The organism is Bariatricus sp. SGI.019, assembly GCF_050315235.1.
Taxonomy (GTDB): Bacteria; Bacillota; Clostridia; order Lachnospirales; family Lachnospiraceae; genus JAFBIX01.
On record NZ_JBNPOQ010000005.1, the window covers coordinates 60,735 to 74,713 of the forward strand.

13 protein-coding genes and 1 tRNA gene are annotated in these 13,979 nt (G+C 42.4%); 10 read left to right on the forward strand and 4 right to left on the reverse strand.

The features are described from left to right. Window positions 1–8: 8 nt before the first annotated feature. Both ACQRD1_RS04350 and ACQRD1_RS04355 read left to right on the forward strand, forming a co-directional pair. Window positions 9–1,391, forward strand: a complete 1,383-nt coding sequence (locus ACQRD1_RS04350) for a V-type ATP synthase subunit B (RefSeq protein ID WP_427786940.1) — start codon at window positions 9–11, stop codon at window positions 1,389–1,391. Between the two features lie 70 nt (window positions 1,392–1,461). Continuing rightward, the gene (locus ACQRD1_RS04355; RefSeq protein ID WP_235232000.1) at window positions 1,462–2,079 is read left to right on the forward strand and encodes a V-type ATP synthase subunit D; all 618 of its coding nucleotides are present in this window, start codon (window positions 1,462–1,464) and stop codon (window positions 2,077–2,079) included. 784 nt (window positions 2,080–2,863) lie between these two features. On the opposite strand, the gene proC is transcribed toward ACQRD1_RS04355, so the two are convergent. The 4 genes from proC to ACQRD1_RS04375 form a co-directional block, all read right to left on the reverse strand. Next, window positions 2,864–3,661, reverse strand: coding sequence for a pyrroline-5-carboxylate reductase (gene proC, locus ACQRD1_RS04360; protein WP_235231999.1), 798 nt, complete (start codon window positions 3,659–3,661; stop codon window positions 2,864–2,866). A gap of 79 nt (window positions 3,662–3,740) precedes the next feature. Next, entirely contained in the window at window positions 3,741–5,030 is a 1,290-nt protein-coding gene (locus ACQRD1_RS04365) for an amidohydrolase (RefSeq protein ID WP_235231998.1), read from the reverse strand. A 32-nt stretch (window positions 5,031–5,062) separates the two neighbouring features. Continuing rightward, entirely contained in the window at window positions 5,063–5,764 is a 702-nt protein-coding gene (locus tag ACQRD1_RS04370; protein ID WP_235231997.1) for an L-2-amino-thiazoline-4-carboxylic acid hydrolase, read from the reverse strand. Window positions 5,765–5,885: 121 nt separating this feature from the next. Continuing rightward, the gene (locus ACQRD1_RS04375; protein ID WP_235231996.1) at window positions 5,886–6,401 is read right to left on the reverse strand and encodes a DUF6512 family protein; all 516 of its coding nucleotides are present in this window, start codon (window positions 6,399–6,401) and stop codon (window positions 5,886–5,888) included. Between the two features lie 141 nt (window positions 6,402–6,542). On the opposite strand from ACQRD1_RS04375, the gene ACQRD1_RS04380 reads away from it, so the two are divergent. From ACQRD1_RS04380 to ACQRD1_RS04415, 8 genes are all read left to right on the forward strand, one after another. Beyond that, window positions 6,543–6,615: transfer RNA gene (locus tag ACQRD1_RS04380), tRNA-Lys, on the forward strand. A gap of 160 nt (window positions 6,616–6,775) precedes the next feature. Further along, window positions 6,776–8,701, forward strand: a complete 1,926-nt coding sequence (locus ACQRD1_RS04385) for an AAA family ATPase (protein WP_427786941.1) — start codon at window positions 6,776–6,778, stop codon at window positions 8,699–8,701. A 99-nt stretch (window positions 8,702–8,800) separates the two neighbouring features. Continuing rightward, a complete protein-coding gene (locus ACQRD1_RS04390; protein WP_235231994.1) occupies window positions 8,801–9,232 on the forward strand; it encodes a MarR family winged helix-turn-helix transcriptional regulator in 432 nt (143 codons plus the stop codon). 217 nt (window positions 9,233–9,449) lie between these two features. Further along, a complete protein-coding gene (gene groES / locus ACQRD1_RS04395) occupies window positions 9,450–9,734 on the forward strand; it encodes a co-chaperone GroES (protein ID WP_427786942.1) in 285 nt (94 codons plus the stop codon). A gap of 34 nt (window positions 9,735–9,768) precedes the next feature. Then, a complete protein-coding gene (groL, locus tag ACQRD1_RS04400) occupies window positions 9,769–11,382 on the forward strand; it encodes a chaperonin GroEL (RefSeq protein WP_427786943.1) in 1,614 nt (537 codons plus the stop codon). 49 nt (window positions 11,383–11,431) lie between these two features. Beyond that, complete coding sequence (locus ACQRD1_RS04405) at window positions 11,432–11,950, forward strand: MarR family winged helix-turn-helix transcriptional regulator (protein ID WP_235231991.1); 519 nt, start codon at window positions 11,432–11,434, stop codon at window positions 11,948–11,950. Beyond that, window positions 11,922–13,268: a citrate/2-methylcitrate synthase gene (locus tag ACQRD1_RS04410; protein ID WP_427786944.1), complete on the forward strand. Its 1,347-nt coding sequence runs from the start codon at window positions 11,922–11,924 to the stop codon at window positions 13,266–13,268. The genes ACQRD1_RS04405 and ACQRD1_RS04410 overlap by 29 nt, the downstream gene beginning before the upstream one ends. A gap of 43 nt (window positions 13,269–13,311) precedes the next feature. Next, on the forward strand, window positions 13,312–13,872 hold the full coding sequence (locus ACQRD1_RS04415; RefSeq protein ID WP_347376175.1) for a TetR/AcrR family transcriptional regulator: 561 nt from the start codon (window positions 13,312–13,314) through the stop codon (window positions 13,870–13,872). Window positions 13,873–13,979: the final 107 nt, after the last annotated feature.

Sequence of the window (13,979 nt, forward strand, 5' to 3'; positions counted from 1 at the left end):
AACCGTAAATGGCAATAGAATATCTTGGACTGAGTAATATCAACGGACCTCTTGTTGTACTGGAAGGAGTGCAGAATGCTTTCTTTGACGAGATTGTTGAATTTGTCGTAGAAGGCAACATCAAGAAGATGGGCCGTATTGTTGAACTGAATGAAGACAAGGCGATTATACAGGTGTTTGAAGGAACGGAGAATATGTCCCTTCAGAATACGCATACAAAATTGACCGGGCGTCCGATGGAAGTGGCTGTGTCACCGGATATGCTGGGGCGTACATTTAACGGAATCGGAGAACCAATCGATGGACTGGGCTCGATTACGGCAGTGGAGCGAAGAGATGTCAACGGACTTCCGCTGAACCCGGTGCGCAGAGAATATCCGCGAAACTATATCCGGACCGGAATCTCTGCAATTGATGGACTGACAACACTGATTCGTGGACAGAAGCTTCCAATCTTCTCGGGAAATGGACTGCCGCATGATCAGCTGGCAGCACAGATTGTTAAGCAGGCATCTCTGGGAGATGGCGCAGAAGGAGAATTTGCGATTGTATTTGGAGCAATGGGTGTAAAGCATGATGTGGCGGAATTCTTCCGGAAAACATTTGAAGAAAGCGGAGTATCTGACCATGTATGTATGTTCCTGAACCTGGCAAATGACCCGGTGGTGGAACGTCTGATCACACCGAAAGTTGCGCTGACAGTGGCAGAATATCTGGCATTTGAATGCAATATGCATATCCTTGTTATCCTGACGGATATGACCTCGTTTGCAGAAGCGTTACGAGAAGTCTCATCCTCCAAAGGAGAGATCCCTTCTCGAAAGGGATACCCGGGTTATCTGTACAGTGAGCTGGCAACCATCTATGAGCGTGCCGGAATTGTAGAGGGTTCAAATGGATCTGTAACGCAGCTTCCGATCCTTACGATGCCAAATGATGATATTACACATCCGATCCCGGATCTGACCGGATATATTACAGAGGGCCAGATTGTATTAGACCGAAGCCTTCATGGGCAGGCGATCTATCCGCCGATCAGTGTACTTCCGTCCCTGTCACGTCTGATGAAGGATGGAATTGGAGCTGGATATACCCGTGAAGATCATCAGGATCTGGCAAACCAGTTGTTTTCTGCATATGCAAAAGTGGGAGAGGCAAGAAATCTGGCTTCTGTTATCGGCGAAGATGAATTGTCTCCGATTGATAAAAAATATCTGAAGTTTGGTGTAGAGTTTGAAAAACGTTACATCGGCCAGGGCCCGACGGAGAATCGGACGATTCAGGAAACGCTGGATCTGGGCTGGGAACTTCTGCGGTTATTGCCAAAAGAAGAGCTCGACCGAATTGATACAAAACTGATCGATAAATACTATACACCGGCAACAGACTAGTTGCGATATTTGGAAATAGCAGATAGTCTGTAGACTGTAATAAGATTAGCAGTAGAAAAGAGGTTTGTATATGGATCCGAGAGAATTTCCTACAAAAGGAAACTTAATGCTTGCTAAGAATTCGCTGGCACTTGCGCGTCAGGGATATGAGCTGATGGATAAGAAACGTAATATCCTCTTAAAGGAATTGATGGGGTTGATTGATGAGGCGAAAGATATCCAGGAAGAGATTGATTCGACCTTTACGAAAGCATATGCCTGTCTGAAGCGTGCCAATATTGAGCTGGGAATCAGTAAAGTACAGGAGTTGGCCTTTACTGTTCCGATAGAGGATTCTATCCGTATTCAGACGCGAAGTATTATGGGAACAGAAATTCCGCATATAAAATATGATGAGAAACAGAATAAACTGACTTATGCATTTGGTGCCACGCATGAGTCTATTGATATTGCCAGAGAGGCATTCCGTGAGGTGAAAGCATTGACGATCAAGCTGGCTGAAGTTGAAAATTCAGCTTATCGCCTGGCTACGAATATCAAGAAGACACAGAAACGCGCCAATGCACTGAAAAATATTACAATCCCGATGTATACCAATCTGGTTTATAACATCAGTAATGCCCTGGAAGAAAAAGAAAGAGAAGAATTTACCAGATTGAAGGTAATTAAAAGGATGCAGGGGAAGTAGGAATTTAGATGAGTTAGTTGGTGATTGGGTGTGTACGGCGAGAGGACGGATGGGATGGTTTCCATTGCGGAGTCCTTCGCTAAGAATCCATAACAGGAAAAAAAGCAGATATTTTGTGACCAGGCTGATTCGCCCCGAAATCTTGATGATTTCGAGGCTCAGCAGCCTTCTCAGATCTGGCTTGAAGCCAAATCTTCGCACAAAATATCTGCTTCTTTTCCAGTAACGGATTCTATCGCTTGGCCAACGAATGGAAACTATCCCATCCATCTTCTCGCCTGACATCCCCCAAGTCCGCAACTTCCTCATCCGGGAGGATTCCTGCGCGTCATGCAGAGGGAAAGATATCAGTAAAGATATTGTCAAAAAACTGGCGGAATAACTAACTGATTCTTCCATTGAAATAATGATGAATAGTATAAAAACATCGCTCCCCATTGCGCTTCGCGCCAGAAATTCCGCCAGATGAGTCCGTTCGGTAATTGGAAATGTCAGGCGCAAGGGAGTTGGATAGGCTGGTCTGTATCCGTCTATCCAAGTGTTAGAATCCGTTACAGAAAAAAGAGTTGCAATTCCGTGTGAGAATTTGGCATTCAGCCAAATTCAAAAGGACTGCTGAATCGAGAAATTATCCAAATTTCTCGGTGAATCAGTCCGGTCACGAAATTGCAACTCTTTTTTCTGTTATGGATTCTCAGCGAAGGATATCGGATACAGACCAGCCTATCCAACTCCCTTGCGCCGTACACCTCCCAATCACCAACTAACTCATCTAAATTCCCATCTATAACTTCTTGGATTTCTCAGCGGCTTTGTTGATGCAGTCGATAACGGCACCTCTCATGCCGCCTTTTTCCAGTGCCTCACATCCTTCGATGGTTGTTCCGCCTGGGGAGGTTACCATGTCTTTGATTTCACCTGGATGTAATTCTTTTTCAAGAATCATTTTGGCTGTACCGAGAGCAGTCTGTGCTGCAAGGCGATAAGCTGTTTTTCTAGGAAGCCCCTGTTTTACTCCACCATCAGCCATGGCTTCAATGAACATAGCAACGAAAGCAGGACCACCGCCGTTTAATGCACAGGCAGCATCAATCAAGTGTTCCGGTACCATTTCAATAATTCCGATTGTGCTGTAAATGGATTTTGCAATCTCTAATTCTTCTTCTGTAAAGTCATTGTCAGAGCAGATTGCGAATGCTCCTTCGAATACCATAGCAGGAGTATTTGGCAACAGGCGAAGAATCCTTGGAGTACCGTCAATCATATTTCTCAGGCGTTCTACGGTTACTCCGGCAACGATGGACATCATTGCTTTTTCATCTAACGCTTTTTTACATTGAGATAACGCTTCGGCAGCATTCTGTGGTTTTACGGCCAAGAGGATAATATCGCTGCTTAAGCAGACATCTTCATCATCTTTAGCAAGGTTCACACCCCAGCCCTTGGCTTTTTCCATCATAGCAGGATTAATGTCATATACATAGACATTCTCCTTAGGGAGAACGCCGCTTTCCAATGCGCCGTAGAGAATAGCGCCACCCATGTTACCACATCCAATAACTCCAATTTTCTTTGTAATCATATTATGTACCTCCTTTATTGGGGACGTAGTAAAATGCAATTTTACTACGTCCCCATTTAACATTTGTGGTGTCACTTTTTTATAAATGGGGTGTACCCAAATGATACTTCCATACTTTTTGTAAATTTTCTGGTTTCTCAAGTAATAATTTTGTTCCTTCTGCCATGCATCTTGCAGCGTACAGCATTCCTTTGTGGCCGATGCTCATTCCGGCTTGTTTGGCGGCTGCCCAGTGGTGCAGTGGTGTGCCTTTGCACATGGTTGCTGCGCTGATTGTGATGAGGGGAACGGTATGGCTTACTTCGGAAGCGTCTGTTCCAATGGATATGGGGACTGGTTCGTCTTCCAGTGGTTCTAATCCGGTGAAGTAGATACCGTTATTTTGAAGGCCTGCCTCGCGGGTAATATCTGCGGCAAAGGCGAGTTCTTCTTCTGTATATTCAGGGGTCGGAATCTGAGTCATGGCTTTGTAGTAGATCTCGGTCAATGGACGGTTGACTTTCATCTCTTTGCAACTTCCGACCAGTTCAATGTCGACGGATGTTCCAGTCATCATGGCAGCGCCTCTGGCGCAATTGTCGACTCGGATGCTTGCATCTTCGGTACGGGCACGTTTGGCGGATCGGATGAAATAATTGGTCTTGGCAAAGTCGGGAACGACATTTGCCGGCAAGCCGTTATCGATGTATGCATAGTGCATACGGACGTCACCGGGGACGTGTTCTCTTAGATAATTGACGCCAATATTCATAAGTTCCGCTGCATCCAGTGCGCTTCTACCAGCTTCCGGTGCCTTGGAAGCGTGGGCGCTGATGCCGTGGAATGTGTAGTTTTTGATATCCTGAGATTGCCAGATATCGTTGCTTATACGGTTTCGGTCGAATGGATGCCACATGACGGCTACATCCAAGTCATCGAATACCCTTTTCTCATTCATTTTTATCTTGCCGGACATGATCTCTTCTGCCGGACAACCATACACGCGGATCGTTCCAGGTGTATGATTTTTTTTCATATCTGCTTTTAATGCGCAGGCTGCAGCACAGACTCCGGTGCCGAGAAGATTGTGCCCACAGGCATGTCCCAGTTCTGCAAGCGCATCGTATTCTGCAAGGAATCCAATAATTGGTTTTTCTTGAACAGGAGTACTATGCCATACAGCGGTAAATGCGGTCTCAATGTCGGCTGTTTTATATGTGACTTCGAATCCATGACCTTCCAGGTATTCTGCCAGATATCTGGAGGAAAGAGTTTCCTGGTAGGCGAGTTCCGGATGTTGGAAGAGGTAGCTGGCGGTTTCGATTAGTTCTGGCTCATGTTGGTCAATCCAGGATGCGATAATGTTCGTCGCATCTGCTTCATGGTTCATGTCATACCTCCTTGTAGTTAATGTGTTTTTAATTACTCTGCCGGATAAACATTTTCCAGGACATCCAGATATTCCTGACCGAAGGTGTCGGCATAATCCTTCAATGCCAGATCAACAGCTTTTTGCCCGTCTTTACCAAGAGTATCGATTAATGTCTTGCTGATTGTGTGCTTGATATGAGCAGTGTGAAAATTAAAATCTTTCATGCAGGAAGTTCCAAGCTCTTTTTTCTTTTCTGCGAGCTGAGTGACCTCATCAGGTGTCAGGGGATATCCCCAGTCAAATTCACATCTTTCTCCGCCCCAGCTCATGGAAGTGGCAGTTGGAGTGCAGACAAAATCAGAACGGAATCCCTGGTAAACTGCATTGTCAACATTGACACAATAAAATTTGCCGTATTCGGTCAATCCGTGTTTTTTCCAGGCATCACACCAGGCGCATTTGGATATGTAGGTCTGAAGTGTCGGTTCTGTACGTAATTGTCCAAATTCCATCTGACCGTTGTAATCGGGTTTCCATTCACCATATGCCTGATTGGTCATAGTTGTCAGCGGGTCTCCATGGGCAATTGCGTTGGCAGCCATACGGGCACCTCGTTCGTTGCCATAGGTAGTCATTCCGGTAAGAATTGCTTCTTTCCCTTTTTCACCGCATAATTCGATTGCGTGTTTTGCAAAGAGTGCAAATAAAACTGCATGGTGCTCTATCTTACATTGAACAGGTTTATTTTCCATAATCCCACGCTCCTTTCTTGTAACGTAATAAAGTACCAACACAATTATACTACAGTTATCTGAAAAATGCATTGCGGATTTGTGGATTGTGAAATAAATTCGTTGACACCCTGATTAAGAGTCAGAGTGTAGGAAAAAACAGAGGAATATCTGGTGGAAAGCAGGTAAAAGCAAAGAAACTCATGGATACCAGAATCCAAAGAGAAAATACGATAGTCTGTGAAGGAAGCGTAAGTTCTCTTTGCTGTAGATAATGACAGATGGAGAAGGAGAGAAAAACACTAAAAATAAAGATAAGAAGATCAACGAAGAGAAAATGTTGTCCTATGACTCCTGTATACGTGTAAAATAATACAATAATAGAAAGTATTCCGCATAGAGCAGCGATAAAACGATAATAGAAGAAACGAATTGTATGGAAGTGAAATTTAAAATACTGGGAAACAGATACGAAAAGAAAAGGAAAGAACAAAAGCTTCAAATGTTCCCAGGTAGATTCATTTACCGGACAGAATATGGCGACCCCTGCCAGTTTTCCAGAAATATCATATAAAAAGTGATTCAGACAGCCCAGAACAATTACGATAAGTATATAAGGCTTGTCTTTTGCGTCAATATATTTTGATAAAAATTTCATAACAATACGCCTCCCTCCACTAGTATATGAAGGAAAATGCAAATATATGAAAAAAATATAAAAAAACACTTGCTTTTTTCAGAATGCTATTATATAATATCAATTGCGTTACGGAAGACGCAATAAAAATCAATAGTAGATGCGCGATTAGCTCAGTTGGTAGAGCACCTGACTCTTAATCAGGGTGTCCAGGGTTCGAACCCCTGATCGCGCACTTAGGAATCACTGTTTTTGGCGACATGAGAGCGTTGGGGGCGGTGATTTTTTTGCTGTATTTTTTACAATAAAATGTTGCAATACGACACGACATAATGTTGCGATGTGAAACATTACATGTTATACTTTAGGAAAGTACAAAGGGAGTTGATTCGGACATGAAAACGAAATTTCATGAGTATTTGATGCATCTGCGCAGAGTAAGGGGATATACGCAGGCAGAGATGGCAGAAAAGTTGAATATTTCCCGTTCCACTTATACGAATTACGAATCAGGAAAGAGATCACCGGATCTGGAGACATTAGAGAGGATTCGAGATGTGCTGGATTGTTCGATGGATGAACTCTTTGGAAGAGCACCGGCAGCAAGGTATGGCGTGTTGTGCGAGAATATGGTATCCTATCAGGCGCAGCATAAGAAGTCGCGGAAGAATATCAGGAAAAAGCTGGTAATTGGAGAACAGAATTTTCGTAGTTTACGTGAAAAAGGCGGATATTATGTGGATAAGACGAAGATGATAGAGGAATTCCTGGAATCCTGGTATCAGATCACGCTGGTCACGCGCCCCAGAAGATTCGGGAAGACATTAAATATGTCCATGTTGGCTGAATTCCTGGATTGTACAAAATATTCCGGCGATGTGTTTGCAGGGACCAGAGTTACCGAAAGCTATGTCATGGAAGAGATGAATGAACATCCGGTCATATTTCTGTCATTTCTGAATGTCAAGGGCAGTTCGGCGAACGAGATGTTGTATAAGTTATGTGATGTGATTCAAAAAGAATATCAGCGGTATTCATTTGTATGGAAGGAAGCGCGATTGCCCAAGGAGCAGAATGCGCAGGCACAGAGGATATATCGCTGTCTTTGCCAGAGGGAAATGAATGATGAGGGGAGAAATTATCTTGTTGCATCGATTTCTGTATTATGTTATTTGTTGGAATTATATTATGAGAAAAAGGTATACCTTCTTATAGATGAATATGATACACCATTTATTTCTGCAAATGATAGCGGATATTATGAGAATATACGTGGCGTACTGGCAGAACTTTTAAGCTCTTCGCTCAAAGGGAATCCGTCTCTTGAAAAAGCGATGTTGACTGGAGTGCAGCGTGTTGCCAAGGAGAATATATTTTCCGGACTCAATAATCTGGTTGTCTGTACGGTAAAGGATCCGGAATATGCAGAATGCTTTGGATTCTCAGAGAAGGAAGTCAAAGCACTTTTGCAATATTGTGAACTGGAATTTTCAAGTGATATTAAGGCAATGTATGATGGATATCTGTTCGGTACAGAGGAGGTATATAATCCGTGGTCGGTAACATGTTATGCATCCAGAAAGAAGCTAGAAGCCTATTGGCTGAATACCAGTGAGAACAGTATCATTAAAAATGCACTTGCGCAGCGGGGCGAATCTTTTTCCCGTGGCTATAATGAATTGATTGAAAAAGGAACAGCAACTGTTAGTGCAGAACTGTCAATGGCATATTATGAGAAGCAGGATGATGCTTCTCTTTGGGGATTGTTAATCAACGCAGGGATGGTAACGGTCCAGGAGGAATTAAGTGAAGGAATCTATAAGCTTCGGATTCCAAATTATGAAGTGTGGAAGGCTTTTCAGGAACTTACAGCATTTTATATGCAGGTAGAAGAAGGACATATTGACCTGATGCTCTTGAATCTGAGAACAGAGGCTATGGAGAGATTCGCAGAAGAATATCAGTGGATTCTAAAGGATCTGCCATCCTGTCATGATTTAAAAAGTGAGAACAGCTATCATATGATGATGCTAGGAATGTGTACTTTTCTGCATCCATATTATGATGTGCAAAGTAACCGGGAGAGTGGAATGGGAAGGGGAGATATTCTCCTTTATGCCAGAAAACCAGAACTGCCACATATGATACTGGAATTCAAATATACCAGAGACAAGTCACAGAGTCTGGAAGAATTGGCGCTGGATGCAATACGGCAGGCGAAGGAAAAGAAGTATGATGCACAGATGGAAGGGACAGTGTATTATGTTGGGCTGGCGCATTATGGCAAGAAAGCAGAAGTAAAGTGGGAAAAAAGAGAATAGCTTGTTATTCTTGAGCATAAATATTCACAAGTCCTTTATTGCCTTACATTCTCTTATTTGATAAAATGATACTTAATATTTGAAAAAGTAGGTGATGTTATGGACGGACAGATGGAATCTATCTTGCAAGGCGGACAGTTTAAGAAACTGTTGGATGAACAAAGTATAGAATTACGCCAGAAATATGACTTGAAAAAAGCAGAATTAGAGATTTTGTATTTCTTATCCCGTTGCGGTAGCCATAACACTCCCACGGATATCCATACACAATTAATGATGAACAGGGGCCATATCTCACAGGCGGTTGACAGTCTGTGCAGGCGGAAGTTTATTATGGCGATTCCAGACGAAAATGATCGTAGATATGTGCATTATGAAGTACTGGATTCTGCGAAAGAGATTGTTGCAGAGATGGCAAAAAGAAGAGAAGAGATGAACCGACAGATTCTGCAGGGAATATCAGAAGAAGAACTTCGGGTATTTCTGGAAGTTTCCTTGAAGATAAAAAGTAATATAGAAAATATCATATAGTCTGATGAAAATGCAAGGTATAAAAATATGCTTTGCATTTTTATTTTTAAAAAAAGTATAAACTCTGTTGACAAAGAAAAAACAAGTGATATAATACTTTAAAAATAAACAGTTTAAAATTAAAATAATTACTTCGCGAGGAGTAATATATTTTTTAAACTAAATCTGGCACTCGGATAGAAAGAGTGCTGACAAAAATGAAAGGCAGGTTATTGTAATGAAATTAAGACCATTAGGAAACAGAGTTATTTTGCAGCAACAGGAAGCAGAAGAGAAGACACAATCTGGAATTATCCTGCCAGACAGTGCCAAAGAAAAACCACAGGATGCAGTTGTAATCGCGGTTGGACCTGGAAAGGGAGACGACGAAAAATGTAGCGGTATGCAGGTAAAAGAAGGGGATAAAGTTATATATTCTCAATATGCCGGAACAGAAGTTAAGATAGATGATGAAGAGTATCTTATTGTAGATCAGAGCGATATTATGGCAATTGTAGAATAGATTTTGAAAAGTTCAGAGAAAGAAGGAATTCATTATGGCAAAGGATATTAGTTTTGATATTGATGCAAGAAAGAAAATGGAGACAGGTGTCAATAAGCTTGCAGACACTGTAAAAGTAACACTTGGACCAAAAGGAAGGAACGTAGTATTAGAGCAGTCTTATGGTGCGCCATTGATCACTAATGATGGTGTGACAATCGCAAAGGATATTGAACTGGAAGACCACTACGAGAACATGGGTGCGCAGTTGGTCAAAGAGGTTGCGACGAAGACGAATGATATCGCAGGTGACGGAACGACAACAGCAACCGTTCTGGCACAGGCACTTGTCAATCAGGGAATGAAGAACATTGCGGCCGGAGCGAATCCTATCATCCTGAGAAAAGGTATGAAAAAAGCTTCCGATGCTGTCTGTGAAGCGCTGGAGGAGATGAGCCAGCCGGTAACTGGAAAAGATCATATTGCAAAGGTCGCTGCCATCTCTGCAGGTAACGAAGAAGTTGGTGAGATGATCGCAGATGCGATGGAAAAGGTCGGAGAGAATGGAGTCATCACTATTGAGGAAGCCAAGACCATGAAGACAGAAATTGATGTGGTAGAAGGTATGCAGTTTGATAATGGATATCTTTCCGGTTATATGTGTGATGACAAAGAGAAGATGGTTGCCAATATGGAGAATCCATATATCCTCATGACGGATAAGAAGATCTCTAATATTCAGGACATTCTTCCGATTCTGGAAAATATCATGAGAGAGGGAAAAGAGCTTCTGATTCTTGCAGAAGATGTAGAAGGCGAAGCTCTTACGACATTGATCGTAAATAGATTAAGAGGAACCTTAAAGGTTGTTGCAGTAAAAGCTCCTGGATTCGGGGATAATCGAAAGGAAATGTTGCAGGATATCGCTACTTTGACTGGCGGACAGGTTATTATGGACGATCTTGGAATGCAGCTGAAGGACACAACAATGGATATGCTTGGACGTGCCAGATCCGTGAAAGTTACCAAGGAGAATACAACCATCGTTGATGGCGCGGGTAACAAAGCCGGAGTGGAAGAACGAATTGACAGCCTGAGAAGACAGATGGCAGATACAACATCTGATTTTGACAAAGAGAAACTGATGGATCGTATTGCCAAACTAGGCGGCGGTGTTGCAGTGATCCGTGTCGGAGCAGCAACAGAGACCGAGATGAAGGAAGCCAAATATCGTATGGAAGATGCAATGAACGCTACCAAAGCTGCAGTGTCTGAAGGAATTATCAGCGGCGGCGGATCTGCATATATCCATGCACAGAAGAAAGTCCATGAACTTGCAGCAACACTGACAGGCGATGAAAAGACAGGTGCAGAGATCGTAGCAACAGCACTGGAAGCACCGCTTTACGCGATTGTAGAAAATGCAGGACTGGAAGGCTCTGTCGTTGTAAATAAAGTAAAAGAAAGTGAAGATGGAATTGGATTCGATGCAATTCATGGAACGTATGTAGATATGCTCAAAGAAGGAATTATCGATCCTGTCAAGGTCACAAAACATGCACTTGCAAATGCCGTCAGCGTAGCAGCTACACTTCTGACTACAGAAGCTGCTGTGGCAGATATCAAGGAAGCAGCACCGGCAGTACCTCCGCAGCCAGATATGTATTAGGATAAATATGAAGACCGATAAAAGATAGCTGATTCGGAGTGATAGATGTATGAAGAACTTATTAGAGAATAATGAAGTAGCAGAGCTTTCGAATGAACTGATATATCGACATTATCTGATGAACAGGGGTAAAATCCGAGAACTTTTTTGTGAAATGACCTTGGCCGAATACATTGCTCTGCATATGATTGCTTCAGAGAGTAAGAGTTCTATCATATATGAAGGAAGGACTTATTTAAAAGATCTGTCTGATAAGATGCAGATGACCATTCGGCAGACTTCCAAGATGATAACGGAATTAAAAGACCGGGGGCTGGTTCTGTGGTCCCATGATGGAAGTGGAAAAGAAGGGACCTATGTCACAATAACAGATACGGGAAGCAGTCTGCTTGCCAGACAAGAAGCCTGTCTGAAAGATTATTATGGAAAAGTAATCGAAGCGTTTGGAAAAGAGAATCTGATTAAATTACTACAGCTGATGAAACAACTGGATACCGTTATGACCAGTAAGATAGAAGAAATGGAGGTGTCGGAAGAAAATGACAGAGATGATGGAATTGATGAATGATTATACAAAACGGGAAGAAGATATCTGCCGTAAAAATGATAACATTGACCGGCGCCTGTATGATGAGTATGGTGTAAACAGAGGCCTGCGTGATGAGAATGGAAATGGTGTTCTGACAGGACTTACGAAGATATCAAAGATTGTATCAACACGTATAGAAGGCAATAAAAAGGTTCCCTGTGATGGAGAGCTGTGGTACAGAGGATATAAGGTGGAGAATCTGATTCACAGTCTGGGATCGGATCAGATGGGATTCGAAAAGATTGCTTATCTACTGCTGATGGGCGAACTGCCTTCAAAGGTAGAAGAGGCAACATTTCGTGATATCATCGGAAGATGCCGGACGCTGCCGACCAATTTTACCAGGGATGTTATTATGAAAGCACCTTCTGAAGATATCATGAATTCTATGACAAGGAGCATTCTGACCCTGGCTTCTTATGATAAGAATGCGAAAGATATCAGTGTCAGCAATTCCCTTCGGCAATGTATCCAGTTAATTAGCGAATTCCCGCTGCTTGCTGTGTATGGTTATCATGCATACAACCATTATGAAAATAATCAGAGTATGTATATTCACAATCCTGATCCAGAGCTGTCTACCGCGGAAAATCTTCTGCGAATGTTACGTCCGGATATGAAGTATACGCCGACAGAAGCAAAAGTTCTGGATACTGCATTGATTCTCCATATGGAGCATGGAGGAGGAAACAATTCTACTTTTACAACGAGAGTCGTAACTTCTTCCGGATCGGATACCTACTCTACGATAGCAGCAGCAATGTCCTCCCTGAAAGGGCCAAAACATGGAGGAGCGAATATTAAGGTCATGGAAATGATGGAAAATATCCGGGAAAATGTAAAAGATTATGCGGATAAAGAGGAAGTAGCAGCCTATCTGAATAAGATTATTGATAAGCAGGCATTTGACCGGAAGGGTCTGGTCTATGGAATCGGCCATGCAGTCTACTCGCTGTCTGATCCGAGAGAAAGAGTGTTCAAGCAATATGTGAAGCAGCTTGCAAAAGAAAAAGGAAGAGAAGAAGATCTGACACTTTATGAAAATATAGAGGAGCTTGCTCCGGAGCTGATTGCCAAGAAACGCCATATATTCAAAGGAGTCAGCCCGAATGTAGACTTCTACAGTGGATTTGTGTACGATATGCTTGGAATTCCACAGGAATTATACACAGCGATATTTGCAATCGCAAGGATTGTCGGCTGGAGTGCACATCGCATCGAAGAATTGATCTGCACAGATAAGATTATACGTCCGGCTTACATGAGCGTGATGGAGGAGAAATTGACAATTGAGTAAGAAAATGCTATGATGAACAATGTTCACATGGGAGGTGAGTATATTGAATACAGGTATCACATCAAAAGAAGCGATCCTTCAGGTGTGCAGAGGGATTGTGGCTTCCAGAGGGTTATCTGCAGTGAATATGCGATCCGTTGCTGATGAATGTCATATTGCACTTGGGACATTATATAATTATTATTCTAATAAAGATGAATTGCTGCTTGCGATTGTAGAAGATATATGGAAAGCGATTTTCCATATGGATCACAAGTGCCCGACGGACTTCACTTTCCCAGAATATGTAGCGTATATTTTTGAATGTATACAGAAAGGTGCTGAAGATTACCCGGATTTTTTCACAGCGCATTCTGTCAGTATCGCCAACTCTGAAAAAGGGAAGGCAAAAAGCACAATGAAGCATTATTTCGACCATATGAAAACAGGCATGCTGGAGGTATTGAAGGCAGATGACCGGGTATCAGGAGAGGCATTTTCTTCAGCATTTACAGAAATGGAGTTTATTGATTTTGTGCTAGACAATTTGTTGTTATTACTTATACAGGGAAAGACAAGCTGTGAAGTGCTGAAAGAGACGATACGAAGAACGATTTACTTATAATTATTGATTCATATAATAGAATTCCCGTCTTTTGACGGGCTTTCTTTTCAAATAAAATGAACAATGTTCACCTAAGGAGGAAGAGCTTATGCAGGCAATTTTTGAGA